We start from the raw sequence: 19,138 nt of genomic DNA on the forward strand, positions 1-19,138 counted from the left end.
TTGCTCCTTACCTGCTAAACATTTACTTTCAAGAAGTAGTGCAACAGGCACCCAACAAACAGGTTATTGGGCATTCCCTGGTAATACTGGCTCCACAGCCATTTATTAGATAAACAGCAACCGGAAACTGATGCGCCCTTAAATGCCCAACACCTAGTTTGCGAACCGTTCACATTATTAAGTTTATGAATCTACTTTTAAGGGCAGTGATGGCTGGTTTATTTTTAATTCACTTCAGTTCTGCCGTATATGCCCAGCCAGATAGCATTGATGGATTCATTCACCAGGTGATGCAGCAGAGGAGGATTCCCGGCTTACAATTAGCCGTGGTCAGGAATGGAGAAATAGTAAAGCTGGAGAGCTATGGGCTGGCCAATATCCAGGATTCCGTAAGGTTGACAGATAACACTATCTTTACCATTAATTCCATTACAAAAGCTTTTACAGGGGTGGCTATTATGCAGTTAGTGGAAGCAGGAAAGCTGCAGCTGGAGGCACCTGTTTCTCGATACCTCGATAGCCTTCCGGCATCATGGAGAGCAGTGACTGTTCGTCAGTTACTGTCCCACACCTCAGGAATCCCTAACATAATGGATAACCAGAATGGCGGGCTTTTAGTACCGGATAACGAAGCTGCCTCATGGGAACAAGTGCAGGGCCTGCCAATGGAATTTGAAGCAGGCGAAAGCTTTAGTTACTGCCAGACGAACTACCTGCTCCTTGGAAAGATCATCGGCCAGTTAAGTGGTAAACATTTTGTCCGGTTTATAACGGAAAACCAGTTACAGAAAGCAGGAATGCCTCATACTTTAGATGCCGGTTTCGGAGATGATCATGATATTATACCTCAGGAGGCCAGGGGCTATACCTACTTCCGGACTGGAGAGCTCACCAATGTGTTTGAAGCTTTTTCGCCTGCTTTGAGAACTACCGCAGGAATGCACTCCACAGCCGAAGAGTTGGCCCATTGGCTGATAGCTTTATCGGAGGGAGAGTTGCTGAAAGCGGAGAGTAGCCTTTCTGCTCTCTGGACTCCTGTAAAGTTGAACAATGGTGACACCCCAGGCTTTAGCCGTTTGCTTAATGCCTATGCTTTAGGCTTTCCCATCGCCTCAAGATATGAACATCCGGCAGTAACGGCTATTGGAGGTGGTAGGGCCGCTCTTTTCCTGTATCCGCAGGATTCCCTGGCCATTGTTGTGCTAACTAATTTAAAAGGTAGTATCCCAGAAACGTTTATTGATGAAATCGCCGGGTTTTATATCCCGGAAATGAAAGCGTCTAATGGATTTGGGTATTCTCCGGATGTAAAACGCCTATGGAAAGAACTGGAAAAATCAGGCTATAAGAATGTAAAAGAACGTATCCGAAAGCTAAATACAGGAGGTAAAGGCTTTAGTCTGCCTGAAGGTGAATTGAATAGTTGGGGCTATAAGCTGCTAAGGAGTGGTAGAATAGCAGCGGCCATCGAAATATTTAAACTCAATACCAGTCTGTATCCTGAGAGTGCTAACACTTTTGATAGCCTCGGGGAGGCTTTTGCGGTTAATGGAGACAAAGCCCTGGCTATTAAAAATTATCAGCGCTCGCTAAAGCTCAATCCGGAAAACACCAATGCAGTAGAACAGTTGAAAAAATTGAGGACAAATTAACAGAAGGCACCTTTATCGGTAGCACCTGACCCGTAATGTAAAGTTTCCTTATTCTTCCCCCAGCTCTATCCACACCGGCGCATGATCGCTTGATTTTTCCCATCCTCGCACGTCGCGGTCCACTCCGGCAGCAAGGAGGCGGCTTTTGAGGGAAGGGCTGAGCAGAAAATGGTCAATTCTTAAGCCTGCATTTCGGGCGTAGGAATTTCGGGTATAGTCATAAAAAGTATAAATGGTCTCTTCAGGATACAGCTTTCGCAGGGCATCGGTCCAGCCCTGTTCCAGGAGCCTGTTGAAGGCCGCACGGGTTTCGGGGCGAAAGAGGGCGTCCTCCAGCCATCGCTCAGGTTTATAGGCATCCAGCTCAGTAGGAATCACATTAAAATCGCCGGCTAAAATGGCCGGTTGCTCTAGTGTGAGCAGTCCTGCAGCATGCCGGATCAGCCGCTCAAACCATTGCAGCTTATAATCGAACTTAGGGCCTGGTGCAGGATTGCCATTTGGCAGGTACAGGCAGCCGATATGGATTCCATTGACCATTGCCCCGATATAACGACTCTGCTCATCTTCCGTATCGCCCGGGAGGCTGGGCTCCACCTCCTGGATTTCGTGATGCCGGGACAGGATAGCCACTCCATTCCAGCTTTTCTGGCCTTTCCAGACGGCTTTATAACCTGCTTCAGCAATTTCTTTCTCCGGAATTTTTTCCATTGGCGCTTTTAGCTCCTGCAGGCATACCACATCCGGTGCCTTTGCCTCCAGCCAGCGAAGCAAAACAGGAAGGCGTGCATTAATTCCATTGACATTGTAGGTAGCTATTTTCATACTAAGGGAAAGTAGTCATTTTATTAAGTAGTAGCGTCAAACTGGCAGAAGCCGGAAAAGTATTCCCGGCTTCTGCTTGTGGCTATTATTTGAGAAAGTCTGCCCGGCCATCCTGGCTTTGCCGCTCAATCATCCAGCCGGGGTAAGTGGCAGCGGGGCGGCTGACCTCGTCCAGCCGTTGCAGTTCCTCAGGGCTTAAAGTCACCTCTACCGCTTTTAAATTGTCTTCGAGCTGGTCGACCCTTTTGGCGCCGATAATGACGCTACTCACGGCTCTCTGGTGGAGGAGCCATGCCAGCGCAAGTCGGGCAACTGATATGCCTTTTTCATCTGCCATGCGGTGCATTATATCCAGTATGTCGAAGGCTTTGTCTTTGTCTACAGGAGGGAAATCAAATTCCACCCGGCGGGAGCCTTCCGGTCCATTGCCATTGCGGTCGTACTTCCCACTCAGTAAGCCACCCGCCAGTGGGCTCCATACCATCAGGCCCATGCGCTGGTCTTTGAGCAGCGGAATGATTTCGCGCTCCAGGTCACGACCGGCAATGGTATAGTAGGCCTGCAGGGAAACAAAGCGGGAGAGGTTCCTGTGCTCAGCATAGGCCTGTGCCTTCATAATTTGCCAGGCGGCAAGGTTACTGCAGCCAATGTAGCGCACCTTTCCGGAGCGGACCAGCGTGTCGAGTGCTTCAAGGGTTTCTTCCAGCGGCGTAAGCGGATCGAAACCATGGATCTGGTAGAGGTCGATGTAATCGGTACCTAATCTTTTAAGGCTTTCTTCCACCTGCCAGAGAATGTGGGCACGACTTAATCCTGCACCATTAGGTCCTTCGGCCATCCTGCCGCGCACTTTGGTGGCAATTACCAGCTCGTGCCGCGACAGTCCCAGGTTTTTAATGGACCTTCCGGTCATTTCTTCTGAAAGGCCCTCGGAGTACACATTGGCGGTATCGATGAAGTTAATGCCGGCATCTACGGCTCCTTTTACCAGCTCGTCGACCTTATTCTGCTCCAGGTTGCCGATGGCGGTCCAGAAGCCTTTGCCACCAAAGGTCATGGTGCCGAGGCAGAGTTCAGAAACGAGTAAGCCAGTATTGCCTAAGTTATGATATTTCATATGCTTTCTTTTAGTTTAAAACAGGTACTAAAAGTATAGTCCACAGGAGGGGTAATTGTTTGGGCGGTAGAGGCTTATCTCTGCAAGAGTTTGCTTCCTCTGCGTTCAAATGTGTGGAGCATGAGGATGGGGAGCCACGAAAAAGTCTGGAAAACAAAAAGCACCACAGGACCTCCTGTGGTGCTTCGGTAAAGCTTCTTGTATTGGTATTAGACGATTTCAGCGCCTTTTCCGGCTTTCTCTTTTTCCAGTGCGGCAGCCTGTGCTGCGGAAATAGGCATTTTATCGTTTTTGATACGGGTCAGGAACACATTCATTTCCCTTTTTACAACCGGCATCAGGAAGTAAAGGCCAATCAGGTTAGGAACGCTCATGGCAAAAATCATGGCATCGGAGAAGCCGATAATGGCTGAAAGGTTAAGAGCAGACCCGATAACAATGAAGATGCAGAAAATAAGCTTATAAGTGTTGGCAACAGATTTTTTAGTACCAAAAAGATACATCCAAGACTTCAGTCCGTAATACGACCAGGAGATCATGGTCGAGAATGCAAACAGGATAACGGCAATAGAAAGAAGAATAGGGAACCAGTCGATTACGGTGGCAAAGGCAGTAGAAGTGAGGGCAATTCCATCGTTAATATCGGCCCCAATATAAGCGCCTGAAATAATAATAACGAGGGCCGTCATGGTACATACCACTACGGTATCGACAAAAGGCTCGAGGGAGCCTACAAAGCCTTCAGTAACCGGAATCTTGGTTTTTACCGGGGAGTGGGCAATGGCTGCAGAACCGATACCGGCTTCGTTGGAAAAAGCAGCGCGGCGAAAGCCCATAATCATGGCGCCAATTACACCACCAAACATGGCATCTCCGCTAAAGGCCCCATTGATAATGGCTGCAAAAGCTTCAGGCACCTGCTCTATATTTACGCCTAATACAATAATGGCTGCAATAACGTAGAGGATGACCATAAAAGGAACAATCATCTCAGTTACTTTTACAATACTGGTGATGCCTCCTAAGATAACCATCCCTACTAGGATGGCCATGATTAGCCCGAAAATCCAGTTATTTTCTACTAAAAAACTGTCATTAATAATCGGCAGGCTGATGAACTGAGAGGCGGCCTGGTTTACCTGAAACATATTACCACCTCCAAAGGAACCACCGATACAAAGTACGGCAAAGGCGGCTGCGAGCACTTTACCCAGGCCGGCGAAGCCTTTTTCTTTCATACCACGGCTGAGGTAGTACATGGGGCCTCCATTTACTACGCCGTTTTCATCGATGGTCCTGTACTTAACGGCCAGGGCACACTCTACAAATTTAGCGGCCATGCCCAGGAGGCCGGCGATAATCATCCAGAAAGAAGCGCCAGGGCCACCTACTGCCATGGCAATGGCTACACCGGCAATATTACCCAGGCCAACCGTACCGGAAAGAGCGGCTGTGAGGGCCTGAAAGTGGGTAATCTGTCCCGGGTCATCCTCATCGGTATATTTGCCTTTTACAATATTAAGGGCATGCTTAAAGCCTCTGAACTGGATAAATCTTAAATAAATGGTGAAGACAATGGCACCTGTTAAGAGCCAGATGAGGATGACAGGAATGGCAACTTCATCGGTAAATTGTATTTCACTAAAAACGAAGTCAGTAATGGCTCCGGTTACCGGTGAAATGGCTTCGTTAATTCTCTCATCAATGGTTTTCTCGGCTACTTCCTGTGCCTGTAGGCTGGTAATTCCACCGCAGCATAAGGCAAGAAGTAAGCATGCTATTTTCTTCATGAATGATGTTTTTGGTTTCGATATCTTGCTAATTTAACTAATTATTAACAAAATCGGTAGCCAAACTTACATTAAGGCTGGTCTTGGTTCAGCTGCTCTGCTAATAATGCAATGCCTTCTTCAAATGAATGTGGTTTGTAGCCTAAGCGTTCAACTGCTTTGGTAATAATAAAACCGGTTTTAGGGGGCCTTTTAGCAGGCTGTGTAAATTGGGTGCTGTCTGTCCGGTTAATGAGGCTTTTGTCCAGCTGAAAGAAGTCGGCCGTTTTAATGGCCATATCGTAAGGTGTAAGCATTTCTTTGCCCGATATATGCCATATACCCTCCGCTCTGTTCTTCGCCACCAGCAGGCAGCCTTCGGCCAAATCTTCGGCCAGGGTAGGGGAGCGGAGCTGGTCGTCGACAATCTGCAGTGTTTTGCCGCTCTCAAGCCCGTTCTTCACCCACAGAATGATGTTGGAACGGCTCATGCCCGGGGTGATGCCATATACCAGCACCGTTCGAACGATAGCCCAGGGTGTTTTGGATGCCTGTACCACTTTCTCTGCTGCCAGTTTACTTTCGCCGTAATGGTTTACGGGGGCAGCTTCGGCCTCTTCGCTGTAGGGGCCTGAGTCGCCGCTAAAAATAAAATCGGTGCTCAGGTGCACAAAAAAGCTTTGCTGGGCCTCTGCCGCCTCCACCAGGTTTTCTACAGCAGTAACATTGGCCCGCCAGCAGGCTTCCCGTTCCTGCTCGCAGGTATCGACATTGGTCATGGCCGCAGTATGGATAATGGCATGGGGTTTAAAGCGGTTGATTACTTCCTGCACATTTTCTCTATTCTCGATATCGAGGCTGGCATAAGCAACGCCTTTTTCGGAAAACCGGCCGGATCCGCGGGAAGTTGCCAGCAGTTCCACATCCTGCTGCTGGTGGAGTAGTTTTACCAGTTTCTGGCCTAGTAAACCATTTGCACCGGTCACTAAAATCTTCATTATACTCTTCAGGGTTTTAAAGGGCAGGGATGCCCTTTTATTCAACTATTACTAAGCTAAGCATACTGGGCAGGAGTTAGTCCTCCTCTTCCGGGTAATAGATGCCGTACCTTTTGCTTAGCTGCTTTTTCTTTACCTCTTCTACTTCCATGGTCATGATAACATCATCTTCAGGCTTATCTCCGGCGCCAGTCACCACGCTGGCAATGGAATCGATTACCGGGAGCCCTTCTACTACCCGGCCAAAAACGGTATAGCCGCGGTCGAGGTGCGGAGCGCCACCAATGGTGGTGTAGGCTTCTATCTGCTGCTCAGTCAGCTCAAACTCCGGCAGGCGACCGAATTCTTTTTCAATCAGCTCTTCAGAGTTCATAATGCGTTCCTGCATTTCGGCATAGTTGCCTGCCTGCTGCAGTGCCATCATGTCCTGGCGCAGACTGGCATACTCCGGCTTCTGGAGGAGGCGCATAAAAAGATTTTGCAATACTGTAAGCTTCTGGTTATACACCATGGTGCTGAGTTCTTCTTCCGTAAAAGTGCGGCCATCGACTATGTAAAACTGGCTGCCACTGCTTTCCTTTTCAGGGTTTACCTGGTCGCCCTGGCGTGCGGCGGCGAGCGCACCTTTTACATGGATGAGGGTATCGTTAAACTCGGCAGGGATGGTATAGTCGATAGGCTCTGTCTCGTCAATGGCATTGATATCGCCACCCTGTATCATAAACTCTTCAATTACCCGGTGGAAGGTGGTGCTGTCGTAGGCTCCGCTTTGGGCAAGCTTGATAAAGTTGGCTTTGTGCTGTGGCGTTACATCATAGAGCACGACCTTCATATCACCGAATTTGGTGCGGATGGTAACCAGGTAGTCTTTCTCAGCCACGCAGCCGGCAAAGCTGAGGCCTGCGAGGAGGAGTAAAAGCGGGAAAAATACTTTTTTCATACAGTTATCAATTTTTAAAAGAGGTTCTAAATTAGCAAAATGTTCCATTTTTAACCTAACAGCCACCAGGCGATTCCGGCCGCTGCCAGTTGCATGGTTAAATTATCGAGTCCGTGGCTGCTAATGGCTTCTACCAGCATACCGCCCGCCCCGCAGGCAAGGCCTATCCAGAGTGCTTCGGAGGCCGGAAAGCCAAGGGCGAGCAGAGCAGGCACAGCTACGAGCCAGGCTACTCCAAAAACGGCTGCAGAGCCTTCGAGGCTTCGGCTGGCTGGCACCCCCGCGAGAGAGGGTACTTTATAGCGGTGCTTTCCCCAGCGGGTACCAACGGGCTCGCCTACCGCATCGCCCCATCCGCCGACTAAATAGCCTACACTGGCAAAAATGCCAAAGAAAAGGTTGGCCAGTACCCCACCAGCGGCAGTGGTAAGCAGGGGCACCAGAATAAATAACTTCTGTTGCGGGGCATCGGAGGGGCGGGCGAGGGCTAAGTAAAAAGGGGATTGCTCCCCACGATATACTGCCCAAAGGACAAAAAGGCTGGTAACGGCTCCAAACACAACGACTGCCGGCAAACCGAACCACAGCTGAAGAATGCTGGCTGCACTAAAGATGATAAAGTGGAAAACCTTTCGGGTGTAGGGAGTGCGCCATTCTTTTTTTGTTTTGAGCCAGGCCGCCAGTCGGCTGCCCGCAAGGCTGATAAGAAAAGCGATGGGTGCAAATATCAGCCATTGCTCAGCCGAGGGCCAGGCCCGCTGTAAAAATTCCTGTATGGTTTTAAACGCTTCGGTCATGACAGAAAAAATTAGCTTGAGCAGTGAAATGGATAGATGCGGGAACTGCCAGTCTCCCTGCTATCCGTCAGTTATCCGGATCTTTTGCCGGGCGAACCATCCTAAAAAACCATGGAAGTTCAGTGAATAAAGTCTTAATTGCAATCCCGTCTAGCCCATAAATGGCTGTCATTGCGAAGCTGTAGGAGGCCGGAGCAATCTCTTTCGAGTTAGCAGGGAGTGTCAAAGAGAATACCTGAGTAAGTACAAATTTACGGTAGATTGCCGCACCGTACCGGCTCGCAATGACAGTAGCCATTGGAAGTGCCTTTGTACTTCATCTCAATACTCCAAACCCATTACAACAAAGAACCAACTAATTAACCACCAGTCACTATACTCCCTGTTCCCCTTTTATCTCTTTCAGAATTTTAGCCCCACCTGCACTAATAACGGCCTCGGCGAGTCTGTTACCAATGCTTTCGGCTGCGGAAGGATGTCCTTTTTCCGTAATATGGATGCGGGTTTGTCCGTCCAGCGCAATAACACCTCCGCTTATTTCCAGTTCTTCTTCGCTATTGAGTTGGGCAAAGGCATAAACGGGTACACTGCAGCCGCCCTGTAGTTTGTAAAGAAAAGCTCTTTCGGCCAGGAGGCGGGTTTCGGTGGGAGAGTGGTTAACACAGCGGCGGACTGCCTCTTTTTTTGCAGCTTCGAGTGTCTGGTGAACCTCTATGGCAATGGCACCTTGTCCAACTGCGGGGGTAAACTGCTCCAGAGAAAGGTGCTGTACAATCATATCGTCGTACTCCATGCGGTGTACACCGGCATAAGCCAGCAGCAGGGCGTCGCAGGCCCCTTCTTCCATTTTGCGGATGCGGGTTTGCAGGTTTCCGCGAATTGAAACCGGCTCCACCTGCGGGTAGTATTTGCGGAGGGTAGCCACCCTGCGGGTAGAGGAGGTGCCCAGTTTTACGGGCTTCCCGCCCTCTGTCAGGCGAAAATCTTTGTTATGGCTGACAATTACATCATTTTCTTTTTCCCGCTCTCCAAAGGCAATCAGTTCAAAACCGGCCGGGAGCTCCGACTGCATATCTTTGGCACTGTGAACGGCAATATCGATATTCCCTAGTGCCAGCTGCTCTTCAATTTCTTCGGTAAAGACCCCCTTGCTGCCAATTTTGGCAATGGAAACTTCCTGTATTTTATCGCCTTTGGTTTCGATGGTAATGATTTCCGTTTCAACCCCTTCCTGCCCCAGAAGCTCCGCCACGCGATGGGCCTGCCAAAGGGCCAGCTTACTCCCTCTCGTTCCTATCCTTATTTTCATACATTCTGTTTATTCGTTCAACTCCAGAGGGCCGTTGCCTTCTCTGACTTCACCTGCTGGCCCTTTATCAGTACAAAGATAAGGCTTTTACAGCATTTTGCTTAGTGGGATATCTTTTTGCGGCGGGGTTGAGTTTTTGGCTGATTGGTTTCGATGTACTGAATAATTTTGCCGGCAATATCGACATTTGTGGCTTTTTCAATTCCTTCCAGTCCCGGAGAAGAGTTTACTTCCAGAATAAGAGGACCGCGGCTCGACTGCAGCATGTCGACGCCTGCAATACTAAGTCCCATTGCCTGTGTGGCCTTTAAAGCGGCAGATTTTTCTGCGCGGCTCAGCTTAACAACAGTGGCAGATCCTCCCTGGTGCAGGTTTGAACGGAATTCTCCTTCCTTTCCCTGTCGTTTCATCGCTCCTACGACTTCGCCATTCACCACAAAAGCGCGGATATCGGCCGCTTTGGCTTCTTTAATAAACTCCTGTACAATTACGCGGGCCTTAAGGTTGTGGAAAGCTTCGATCACCGATTGGGCCGCTTTCTTGGTTTCGGCCAGTACAACGCCCACTCCCTGGGTGCCTTCGAGCAGCTTTATTACCAGTGGGGCACCTCCCACTACTTCTACCAGGTTTTTTTCTTCCTTGCTGTAGTTGGTAAAAGCTGTTTTTGGCAGACCAACGCCGGAGCGGGCCAGGAGCTGAAGGCTGCGGAGCTTATCGCGCGAGCGTACCAGCGCCTGGGAGTTGGTGGTGGTAAAAACGTTCATCATCTCGAACTGCCGCACTACCGCTGAGCCATAAAAAGTAACGGAAGCCCCTATACGAGGGATAATGGCATCGATATCGTTAATCTGTTCTCCTTTGTAGTAGATGAGCGGGTTATTTTGCTCAATAATAATGTCGCACTTCAGGTGGTCGAGGATGCGGGCTTTGTGGCCCCGTTCTTCGGCGGCTTCCAGCAGCCGGCGGGTAGAGTACAGGTTAGAGTTTCGCGATAATATGGCTATATTCATTTCTTCTTCTTTTCTAAATATGAAAGATTCTTTTTACTCACATCTACGATAAAGCGGTTCTGGAGTAACTTCCGTCCCAATAGTACCGGAAACTTCATACTGCTCCGGTCGGCCAGCGAAAATTCAGCTCTTATTTTTCGGCCAAAGAGCACGATCTGTGTTTTAACAATGTATCGTTTCTGGATTTCGCCATTGGAGCTTCTGATATTTCTTTCTTCAAAGTCATGGACCTTAAAGTGCTTCAGCCCCTTTTCGTGCAGCTTAGAACCCGGAATGGTAAAAGTGACAAACTCTGTGCCGTTGGTATCCTTTTTTCGCTTTATACGAGAGCAGTGGATGGAAGAGGTGTAGGCGCCGGTATCTATTTTTGCGTCTACATTATGCAGGCCCAGTTCAGGCAAATCAATTATATCGGTACGACCAATCAGGTGTAGCGGCTTTTTACTTTTCATTCATTAGCAGATTGCTTGAAAAATTTTGATTACCGCGCCTCAGGCGCGAAAAAATTAAGACTTAATAATACCGGCCACCTGCAGAGACAAATCCAGAAACATGATTTTAGGGCTGGCATTTCGCTCCAGATGGTAAAGGCTCTCATTTAGCTTTTCGGCTATGAGCTGGACCTTATCCCATGACATAACTTTGCTGAACCTTTCCACGAACATACGCTCATCGCCCTCCAGGCGCACCAGTTCTTCGCTGGTATAGGGGTAAACAAGGGTTTCGCGCAAAATGTTGAGCCCGTAGAGCAGCAGGCTTTTCTGGGCATCTTTATTAAGCTGATGGAAATCGTCGGCCATCTGTATCAGCTGACTGAAATTCCGCTCATAGCAAAGGCGCATCCAGCTGCTGTAAAGGCTGTGATTATTGTCTTTTACCTCATTGATGCTGCCCAGAGCGGCGCTCATACTCCCGTTTGCCATGCGGGCAGCTTTTGCCGCCTGTTCCTCAGGTAATTCATGCTGCTGAACCAGGTAACGGCTTATTTCTTCATCTTTAAAGCCTCTGATTTTAAAAATCTGGGTACGGGAGAGAATAGTGGTAAGCAGCTTTTCCACATCGGAGCTTACCAGCAGGAAAATAGTTTTAGCCGGCGGCTCTTCCAGTATTTTAAGTATACCATTGGCAGCCGAAACGTGCATGTACTCGGGCAACCAGATGATCATTACTTTGTAATTGCCTTCGAAGGCCTTGAGCGAGAGGTTGCGAACAATGTGGCGGCTTTCCTCTTTGCTGATGTTTACCTGCTTGTCTTCCCCACCATACTGGAGCATCCACTGGCTGATGGTGCCGTAAGGGTTCCCTGTTAAAAAGTTACGCCAGTCAGCCAGGTAACTACTACTGACCACATCCTTTCCGCTGATATTCTTAGTGGCACTTACCGGGAATACATAATGCACATCGGGGTGGACGAAGCGCGACATCTTCTGACAGCTGGGGCATTGGCTGCAGGCATCTTCCGAGCCATCGAGACTCATTTGCCGGTTAGTGCAGTTCAGGTAAGTAGCAAAAGCCAGCGCCATGGCCAGGTTGCCACTGCCCTCAGGCCCGAAAAAGAGCTGGGCATGTGCCAGGTGGTTGTTCTTAACAGAATTAATAAGGCTGGTTTTAACTTCTTCCAGGCCGGGTATGTCGGCAAACTGCATTTAGTCTTAATCTTGAGTGGTTAGTAGTAAGCAACAGTCAAAGATAAAACTTTTAGAGAAAGAGGCAGTGCTATTGTAAAGCAATAGTTTGGCAGTTTCAGGTATCGGTTCAGCACACTGCTTTTTCAGGCTATTTAAAACTTTCGGGTATGGTAAAAAGGTTGATGTCCCAGATGATCGGGAGCAGAAAATAAATGTAAAGCGTTACCAGGATAATGGCCAGAATATTGAGCCAGAAGCCGGCTTTTATCATTTCTTTCATCGGAATAAACCCGGAGCCAAAAACAACGGCATTAGGAGGTGTGGCAACAGGGAGCATAAAAGCACAGGAGGAGGCAATACAGGCCGCCGCCATTGGCCCAAAAGGGTGGACGTTGATAGCAGTGGCGAGCGAAGCAAGAATGGGCAGCATCATAGTGGCCGTGGCCGTATTAGAGGTTACTTCTGTAAAAAAGTTTATAATGGCCACAATGGCCAGCAGGATAATAAACAGGCTTGCTCCCTCCAGGAGGGTCATTTGGCTGCCAATATAAGTAGTGAGTCCTGAATCCTGGAAACCGGCTGCAATGGCAAGGCCGGCTCCAAAAAGCAGGAGGATTCCCCAGGGAAGTTTTTGGGCAATGTCCCAGTTAAGCAGCCCCTCCTTAGAATCGGTATTACGGGCAGGGATGATAAATAAAAGGACTACTCCTGCCATGGCAATCATGCTGTCGTTAAGCGCAGGGAAAAAAGGGGTAAGCAAAAAGGTACGGGTAACCCATGCTGAGGCAGTCAGGAAAAAGACGATGCCGACCGCTTTTTCTTCAAAGCTTATTTTACCCAATTGCTGCAGTTGTTTCTGGATTTCCGTCTTCCCCACCGAAGAGCGGTTTTTTTTCAATGGAAAAGCCACCCTTACCATGTACACCCAGCAAATGAGCAAAAGAAAAACTACCAGCGGCAGTCCCAGTATCATCCACTCGGAGAAGGCTATTTCTACCTGGTAAACTTCCTTCACCACTGCAGCAAGTATGGCATTTGCAGGAGTGCCAATGAGGGTGGCCATACCCCCGATAGAGGCAGCGTAAGCAATACCGAGCATAAGCGCCATTCCAAATTTATCCTCTCTTCCAAAGGCTCCTTCTCCGTCAAAGCTGGAAAGCTGGATAATGATTGCGGTACCTATCGGTAGCATCATCATGGCTGTGGCGGTATTGGAGATCCACATGGAGAGAAAAGCAGTTGCCACCATAAAACCAAGGACAATCATGCGCATGTCTGTTCCTACAAAGAGGATAATATTGAGGGCAATGCGTTTGTGCAGGTTCCATCGCTCCATTGCTAAAGCCACCATAAAACCTCCCAGGAACAGGAAAATTATAGGATTGCCATAAGCTTCTGTTGTTGTTTCGAGGCTGAGTGCTCCTGTAAGAGGAAATATGATGATGGGGATTAGAGAGGTAGCGGGGATGGGAATGGGTTCAGTAATCCACCAGGTGGCGATCCACAGGGTGCAGGCGAGAACTGCCTGTGCTGCCTCGCTCATGCCGATTGGGGCAGAAGTACTCATTACTAAAACAAAAAACAGAGGACCTAGCAACAGACCAATCCAGTTGCCGGGAATAAGTTTTCCCCTTAACTTCCAACCCATACTAAATTTTCATTTAAATGCCTTCAAGAAAATGGAGACCTTTAGAAGGTGTTGCAAACTCCTGAACTAAGTTGAAAAACCTGAATAAACCTAGCCTTTAAGTAAGAAAAGAAGGGCAACGCTGCATTACAGCGAATTTCTGCGTCAGAAGCACTGCATATCGCAGATCCTCATCAGGATATTACTGGTAGTTTTTTTAAATCAACCTGAAAACAGCTGGGGGCAAAGATAAACTATAGTAAGTGAGCCAGTAGAAAGAGGTGAAGACGGGCTTATCCTGAAAGAAACAGATACGGTGTGTCAGCAATTGCCTTGGCAACCAAGCTTCTTTAATTTTTTAAACCAGCTTTTGGTCGAATACTGGAAATACTTAAAGCCAGAGAGGTGAGGATTCTCTACCGCGACAGTGCGCCAGAATTGTTATCACTTCATTCCCTGGCAGGGAGCCTTTCTTCCTGCTGAGGATGACCTCTTCTCAGGCCCTGCCTGGGTTAGCAGGATTTAAAAGTGAGTTAGCAGGCAGTGCAACAGGTGTTCTTCTACAGAATTACTTTATTTTGTACTTTTCTCCCAGACCCGGTAAGGAGCGGTAAGCTTGTAAATGTGCTGTAAAATTTCTTTCTCTGTATCGTCGAGGGTAACATGGCGGCGTTCCATTACTCTCTCGGCTACTTCATAGACTTTATTGAGCTGGTAAGTAGTAAAGCCGCCTGAGCCACCCCAGGAGAAGCTGGGGACGAACTGCCGTGGGAAGCCGGTGCCAAAAATGTTGGCCGATACACCTACCACTGTTCCGGTATTAAACATGGTGTTAATGCCGCACTTACTATGGTCGCCCATAATAAGGCCGCAGAACTGCAATCCCGTGTTTACAAATCCTTCTTTTTTATAATTCCAGATTTTTACATCGGCATAGTTGTTTTTGAGGTTAGAGTTGTTGGTATCGGCGCCAATATTGCACCATTCTCCCAGAACACTATTCCCTAAAAAGCCTTCATGTCCTTTATTGCTGTACCCCTGAATGACTGAATTACTAATTTCGCCGCCCACTTTGCTGAAAGGACCGATGGTCGTATCGCCGCGCATTTTAGCGCCGGGGTTTACGTGTGAGCTTTCGCAGAGGGCAAAAGGACCTTTAATGAGCGCTCCTTCGTGCACATAAGCGCCCTTGCCGATATAAATAGGTCCATCTTCGGCATTTAAAACTGCCGCCCTGATGGTAGCACCTTCTTCGACAAAGATATTTTCTTCTTTATAAGTGCGGGTGTGGGAATCATTAATGCCGGCCGATTTGCGGTTGCGGGTAATGAGCTCAAAATCGGCTTTTATCTCGGCTCCATTCTGGCGGAAAATTTGCCAGAGCTGATCGATAAGGTTGAGGAAAGAACCCTCGAACTTGATTCTTTTTGCGGCATTTTCTATTCCATCTTCAAAGCTCGAAAGGGCTTCCTTGCTGCAGCGAAAAGCAATCAGTAGCTCGTCTTTTACCAGGCTTTCGCCTTCCTGAAGGGATTCAATGGCCCTGGCCAGTTCGGCATTAGGGCAAACGGCACCATTGATGAGCAGATTGGAGATGTTCCTTTGCAGGGGAAACTTCTGACGGAGGTAAGGTGCGGTGAGATAGCTGGTGTGAGCCTCGGGAAAATAGTGCTCCCATTTTTCGGCAATGGTTAAAATACCAACCCTTAAGGCCGCTACGGGCCTGGTAAAAGTAAGGGGTAACAGTTGCTGCCGTATATCGGCCTGGTCAAAAAGTATCAGGTTCATAAGGACAAAAATAAAAAAAGTCTCCACAGATTATCATCTGGGAGACTTTTAATTTCGGATTATGTTTGAATTACTTTACAATTTCGGAAATGGTGAATTCTACTCGTCGGTTAAGGCTGCGCCCCAAATCGGTGCTGTTATCCGCTTCAGGTCTTCTGCTTCGGGGCGGTAACCCTTCGCCTGCACCTGTCTCCTGTAATCTTTTCCGTAAGGCAGCCAAAGCTGGTAACGGTTATAAATGGGGTCGATGTACCGCGAATCGGGTGTTTTACTGTCGATCAGGATTTTAGGATTGGCCGCGGCAGGTACAGGTGTATTGGAGCTGCGAATCAGGAGCGGACCTTCAATGCGAGCCACTAAAATAGGTTCAGAACCAGGTTCTGCTCTGTTTCGGTATATTCAATCAGTACGGCGGCATCCACAAACGCCACGGTATTTCTGTGGCTGTAAGCATCTGCCTTTATTATGTACTGCTTGCCCAGGGGCAGTAAACAGAAGCAGAGGATAAAGTATATTTGAATTTCATAAAGGAAGGGCAGTTTTAGTTGTCATAAGGTGGTTTCGACGGGCCCTTCCGGTAACCGAACATCAGGTTGAGGCCCGCTCTCAGGCTTAAGGCTTTTGCACTACGATAGAAGATGGGGCTGCTGATGATGTTATCGCTCACGAAGTAGAACTGTATGGGCGTAAGACGGAAGCTAAAGCCTGCTCCAAGATTGCTAAAGCTTCTGTTGGCTGCGGTATAGCTGAGGGAAGCTCCAATTCTGCGGCCGAAGTCCTTATTAAGAGTGGCGGAGAAAGCGGTGTTGATATTTCCATTGAACGACTGGGCAAACAGCAGGCCGCTGGCGTTAAGGTTGCGTGCCAGTTCGTAGCGGGCGCTCAGGTAAAACTGGCCGGGAAGTCCGCTGTGGTAGCTATCCATTGGACGATCCTGCGGCCTAAAAGCCTCCTCCAGTTCCTGCTCCAACTCTGCGGTACCACTGCCGCCATTAGCCAAATCTTTTACATTCAGGCCTCTGAAAGTTATCTCTGCCCCCTGGAGGTAATATTCGCGGGTATCGTGCTTCCATTTTATGCTGCCCAGGTTAAGGGCGCTGAAGCCTAACATCAGGCGGTTCGAGAGCTGGTAGGTAGCACCAAGGTCAACCGCAAAACCATTGTTCTGCAGATCACTGTAGCTGTAATTCTGAAAGTCAACCAGTTCTATGTTCCCTTCAATCAGGTCATAGGCGCCGGCGGTCTGAATCTGCAAAGTCCCCTTCAGGTTCAGGGCGTAAGTATCGGCATCGGTGGTTAAGGTAAAATCAGATTGAGCGGTCTGTATGTTGGCCACCCCTTTCAGGAGTTTGAAGCGAGCGCCTACCGTCAGTTTTTTATCTACGGTATAGGAGGCGCCGATCGCATTTTCCAGATAAGAAAGGTGCTCCACTTCAGGCGAAAAAGCAACTGTTTCGCCTAAGTAAGCACCATTCCCGTTTATCAGCAGGCCCGTCATGCCCTCGGGGTACATTAGCTGATTGTGCACCTTGAGTGTTGAGCTCAGGAACAGGTACATACGGGCATTAACTTTTAAGCCCAGACTCAGCACATCGGTTTGGGCCGACAGGTTCAGGTAGTTCTTTTTGCCAAGTCCTTTCTGCAACCCAATCAGGTCGATGTAGAGCGAATCTGTTTCCGGGTTAACGCTGACTAAGGAACTGTAATTAAAGCCACTGTTCGTTACTGAAAGATAAGTAGAAGAGATGCCGGGCAGGCCCAGGTAAAACTGCTGCTGTGGCGTAAATGCCGGGTTAATGTAATGGTTTTGCGGCAGGCTTTGCATGCTGTGGAGCGTGGCTTCCTGCTGAGCAAGCAGCGGCAGGCTTCCGGCAAATAAAGCGCAAACGAGTAAGTATATCTTTTTCATAAGTTATTGCTTCACAGTAACATTCATGTTGGTTTTTAGCCCGAGCTCTACAGACAGCGCCTGATTGGATTTAATTTTTACATCCACTGGTGTTCCATCTGCATTACGGCTGGTGTAAAGAGTGGCCTTTACAATCATATGAGTGGCCTCCAGTATCCTTTCGAAACGCTGGTTGTTGATTTCAATGTCATCTGTAAAGCTTCCGGCACGGGCCAGTTCTCCTTTATCTGTTACTTCGCTGGCGGGGATGAGCGCCTGAGGGCCTTCTGAAAAGAGTGAGTCGAAGGTGTCGTAATGTTCGTTGGTAAAATAAACCTGTACGTCGGCACCTAAAGGAAATTCATTCTGAATATGTGTGCGGATAAGGGCTTCATCGACCATGGCGTCTTCCGACTGCAGGGGCATTTCAAGTGTGTCCGTGAGGGTAAGGGCTTCCAGGTACCCCCATAAGAGTATATCTGCATGAAGGATCACGGCCAGTTTACTTTCGCCGGTAATAAAGTTGACAATGTCGGCTGGTTGGTCAACATTCAGGTGACCGGAAAATTTATAATCGATAAAGTTAGGGGTAAGGCTAATAATGTCGTTGATATTGGTTATTTCGAGACTGCTAAGACCTGCCTCTTCGCCCGGAGCTGAAGGGTAAGATAGATCGAAATAAGTGGAAGGATTAGTTTCTACCACTACAGGTTTGTCGTCTTTGCGGGCCTGCAGCAGTTCTTTTTCCAGTCGTACAGGTACACCATTGGTGTTCAGGACATCGATGCGCAGCTGAGGCGCTTTAAGGCTAAAGTTTGCTTTGCTGAATAGCTGGTCAAATATGTCTATTGCAATTTCATTCTGGGGCAGGCTTACTTTTAGCTGGCCAAAGTTGCCGGTCATCAGGCTAAAATTTAAACCGTTCATTTCCAGGTTCACCTCTACATAGTCGTTTAGGCCAAGGGAAATATCCTGCCCGGATGATAGTACAGTGGCTTTAATGTCGACAGGAATAAGGTTTTTACCTGCTCCGTAGTCGGTAAGGTCAATGTTGTAGCCGCTGAGATGAAGGGTTGTATACTGGTAGGAACTGCTGCTGGCCGGCAGGCGGAGTGTTAAGCTTACCGCTTCGCCTTCGCTGGTTATTTCGGGCAGGGTTACCAGCAGTTCTACTTCTGCATCTATATTGCTGTAGGCGTTCAGTTCCAACAGCCCTTCCGTAAGGTTTATTTCATCAATATCGGCCTCACCCATATCCAGCGAAAGGAACTGGCGGTCATTCACTGCTACATAATCGCCACCGCTAATAACTCCCTCAGCAGGAGTATAGTAAGCTTTATTCAGCCAAAGTGGCTTGAGTAAGAAATGATCGCGGATTGCAGTGGTGTAGAGGGTGTCATCATACACCAGATGAATGAGCTGGTTCTCATCATACACCACGTTTTTGTTTGTACCGGCCGGCAGGAGGTCTTCTATGGTTAGGGAGCCATGCAGCAGGGGTACGGCAACCGAGGGAGCCAGCTTTACGCCTTCAAATTGCTCGAAGTCAAAGTCTTTTTGGTTAAGGCAGGCCTGGCAGCCCAGTAAAAGGGCCATAAAAGGCCATAGCCTCTGCTTTTTTGACCAAAGGTTAAGCATGTTTTGTAAATTAAGTAAACTGTACCGAAAAGAATGAAATCTTATGTATACCTGTTGACGGGTACAGGGGCGAAATTAAAATAAATGGCTAGTGAGTGCAATTTCAGGTGCTGGCAGGGTGGGTGGACTGATGTAATGTTTTTCCGGTGCGG

16 protein-coding genes are annotated in these 19,138 nt (G+C 48.4%); 1 reads left to right on the forward strand and 15 read right to left on the reverse strand.

What is annotated here, in order from left to right; translation table 11 throughout:
- The first annotated feature begins 185 nt into the window (after nucleotides 1-185).
- Entirely contained in the window at nucleotides 186-1,652 is a 1,467-nt protein-coding gene (locus F752_RS0121520; protein WP_026135906.1) for a serine hydrolase, read from the forward strand.
- 48 nt (nucleotides 1,653-1,700) lie between these two features.
- Here F752_RS0121520 and xth read toward each other — a convergent pair whose 3' ends face one another.
- The 15 genes from xth to F752_RS0121600 form a co-directional block, all read right to left on the reverse strand.
- Nucleotides 1,701-2,477 (reverse strand): exodeoxyribonuclease III, encoded by a 777-nt coding sequence (gene xth, locus F752_RS0121525; RefSeq protein ID WP_017733816.1) that lies wholly within the window; start codon nucleotides 2,475-2,477, stop codon nucleotides 1,701-1,703.
- Between the two features lie 85 nt (nucleotides 2,478-2,562).
- On the reverse strand, nucleotides 2,563-3,594 hold the full coding sequence (locus tag F752_RS0121530; RefSeq protein ID WP_017733817.1) for an aldo/keto reductase: 1,032 nt from the start codon (nucleotides 3,592-3,594) through the stop codon (nucleotides 2,563-2,565).
- 209 nt (nucleotides 3,595-3,803) lie between these two features.
- Nucleotides 3,804-5,384 carry an alanine/glycine:cation symporter family protein gene (locus F752_RS0121535; RefSeq protein ID WP_017733818.1) on the reverse strand — a complete coding sequence of 527 codons (1,581 nt, stop codon included), beginning with the start codon at nucleotides 5,382-5,384 and terminating at the stop codon, nucleotides 3,804-3,806.
- Between the two features lie 71 nt (nucleotides 5,385-5,455).
- Nucleotides 5,456-6,361 (reverse strand): SDR family oxidoreductase, encoded by a 906-nt coding sequence (locus F752_RS0121540; protein ID WP_017733819.1) that lies wholly within the window; start codon nucleotides 6,359-6,361, stop codon nucleotides 5,456-5,458.
- A 76-nt stretch (nucleotides 6,362-6,437) separates the two neighbouring features.
- Nucleotides 6,438-7,301: a peptidylprolyl isomerase gene (locus tag F752_RS0121545; RefSeq protein ID WP_026135907.1), complete on the reverse strand. Its 864-nt coding sequence runs from the start codon at nucleotides 7,299-7,301 to the stop codon at nucleotides 6,438-6,440.
- Between the two features lie 50 nt (nucleotides 7,302-7,351).
- Entirely contained in the window at nucleotides 7,352-8,098 is a 747-nt protein-coding gene (locus tag F752_RS0121550) for a diacylglycerol/polyprenol kinase family protein (RefSeq protein ID WP_017733821.1), read from the reverse strand.
- Nucleotides 8,099-8,471: 373 nt separating this feature from the next.
- Nucleotides 8,472-9,407 carry a hydroxymethylbilane synthase gene (gene hemC, locus F752_RS0121560; RefSeq protein ID WP_017733823.1) on the reverse strand — a complete coding sequence of 312 codons (936 nt, stop codon included), beginning with the start codon at nucleotides 9,405-9,407 and terminating at the stop codon, nucleotides 8,472-8,474.
- Between the two features lie 101 nt (nucleotides 9,408-9,508).
- Entirely contained in the window at nucleotides 9,509-10,417 is a 909-nt protein-coding gene (gene rimK / locus F752_RS0121565) for a 30S ribosomal protein S6--L-glutamate ligase (protein WP_017733824.1), read from the reverse strand.
- Nucleotides 10,414-10,869, reverse strand: coding sequence for an ATP-dependent zinc protease family protein (locus tag F752_RS0121570; protein WP_017733825.1), 456 nt, complete (start codon nucleotides 10,867-10,869; stop codon nucleotides 10,414-10,416). Before F752_RS0121570 ends, rimK begins: the two co-directional genes overlap by 4 nt.
- A gap of 54 nt (nucleotides 10,870-10,923) precedes the next feature.
- The gene (locus F752_RS0121575) at nucleotides 10,924-12,063 is read right to left on the reverse strand and encodes a DNA polymerase III subunit (RefSeq protein ID WP_017733826.1); all 1,140 of its coding nucleotides are present in this window, start codon (nucleotides 12,061-12,063) and stop codon (nucleotides 10,924-10,926) included.
- A gap of 130 nt (nucleotides 12,064-12,193) precedes the next feature.
- The gene (locus F752_RS0121580; RefSeq protein WP_017733827.1) at nucleotides 12,194-13,693 is read right to left on the reverse strand and encodes an SLC13 family permease; all 1,500 of its coding nucleotides are present in this window, start codon (nucleotides 13,691-13,693) and stop codon (nucleotides 12,194-12,196) included.
- A gap of 552 nt (nucleotides 13,694-14,245) precedes the next feature.
- Nucleotides 14,246-15,460, reverse strand: coding sequence for a GlmU family protein (locus F752_RS0121585; protein WP_017733828.1), 1,215 nt, complete (start codon nucleotides 15,458-15,460; stop codon nucleotides 14,246-14,248).
- Between the two features lie 99 nt (nucleotides 15,461-15,559).
- Nucleotides 15,560-15,817 (reverse strand): hypothetical protein, encoded by a 258-nt coding sequence (locus F752_RS0121590; protein ID WP_017733829.1) that lies wholly within the window; start codon nucleotides 15,815-15,817, stop codon nucleotides 15,560-15,562.
- 184 nt (nucleotides 15,818-16,001) lie between these two features.
- Nucleotides 16,002-17,369 carry a DUF5723 family protein gene (locus tag F752_RS0121595; RefSeq protein WP_017733830.1) on the reverse strand — a complete coding sequence of 456 codons (1,368 nt, stop codon included), beginning with the start codon at nucleotides 17,367-17,369 and terminating at the stop codon, nucleotides 16,002-16,004.
- A 3-nt stretch (nucleotides 17,370-17,372) separates the two neighbouring features.
- Nucleotides 17,373-18,944, reverse strand: a complete 1,572-nt coding sequence (locus tag F752_RS0121600) for a hypothetical protein (protein WP_152425261.1) — start codon at nucleotides 18,942-18,944, stop codon at nucleotides 17,373-17,375.
- Between the last annotated feature and the right edge of the window lie 194 nt (nucleotides 18,945-19,138).

Origin of the sequence: Nafulsella turpanensis ZLM-10 (assembly GCF_000346615.1) — a bacterium.
Taxonomy (GTDB): Bacteria; Bacteroidota; Bacteroidia; order Cytophagales; family Cyclobacteriaceae; genus Nafulsella; species Nafulsella turpanensis.

Bases quoted from the DNA above. Each gene is read 5' to 3' on its own strand.
- F752_RS0121550 (WP_017733821.1), bottom strand. From the start codon at position 8,098: ATGACCGAAGCGTTTAAAACCATACAGGAATTTTTACAGCGGGCCTGG.
- F752_RS0121595 (WP_017733830.1), bottom strand. From the start codon at position 17,369: ATGAAAAAGATATACTTACTCGTTTGCGCTTTATTTGCCGGAAGCCTG.
- hemC (WP_017733823.1), bottom strand. From the start codon at position 9,407: ATGAAAATAAGGATAGGAACGAGAGGGAGTAAGCTGGCCCTTTGGCAG.
- F752_RS0121530 (WP_017733817.1), bottom strand. From the start codon at position 3,594: ATGAAATATCATAACTTAGGCAATACTGGCTTACTCGTTTCTGAACTC.
- F752_RS0121580 (WP_017733827.1), bottom strand. From the start codon at position 13,693: ATGGGTTGGAAGTTAAGGGGAAAACTTATTCCCGGCAACTGGATTGGT.
- F752_RS0121540 (WP_017733819.1), bottom strand. From the start codon at position 6,361: ATGAAGATTTTAGTGACCGGTGCAAATGGTTTACTAGGCCAGAAACTG.
- F752_RS0121585 (WP_017733828.1), bottom strand. From the start codon at position 15,460: ATGAACCTGATACTTTTTGACCAGGCCGATATACGGCAGCAACTGTTA.
- F752_RS0121570 (WP_017733825.1), bottom strand. From the start codon at position 10,869: ATGAAAAGTAAAAAGCCGCTACACCTGATTGGTCGTACCGATATAATT.
- F752_RS0121520 (WP_026135906.1), top strand. From the start codon at position 186: ATGAATCTACTTTTAAGGGCAGTGATGGCTGGTTTATTTTTAATTCAC.
- F752_RS0121545 (WP_026135907.1), bottom strand. From the start codon at position 7,301: ATGAAAAAAGTATTTTTCCCGCTTTTACTCCTCCTCGCAGGCCTCAGC.
- F752_RS0121535 (WP_017733818.1), bottom strand. From the start codon at position 5,384: ATGAAGAAAATAGCATGCTTACTTCTTGCCTTATGCTGCGGTGGAATT.
- rimK (WP_017733824.1), bottom strand. From the start codon at position 10,417: ATGAATATAGCCATATTATCGCGAAACTCTAACCTGTACTCTACCCGC.
- F752_RS0121575 (WP_017733826.1), bottom strand. From the start codon at position 12,063: ATGCAGTTTGCCGACATACCCGGCCTGGAAGAAGTTAAAACCAGCCTT.
- xth (WP_017733816.1), bottom strand. From the start codon at position 2,477: ATGAAAATAGCTACCTACAATGTCAATGGAATTAATGCACGCCTTCCT.
- F752_RS0121600 (WP_152425261.1), bottom strand. From the start codon at position 18,944: ATGGCCCTTTTACTGGGCTGCCAGGCCTGCCTTAACCAAAAAGACTTT.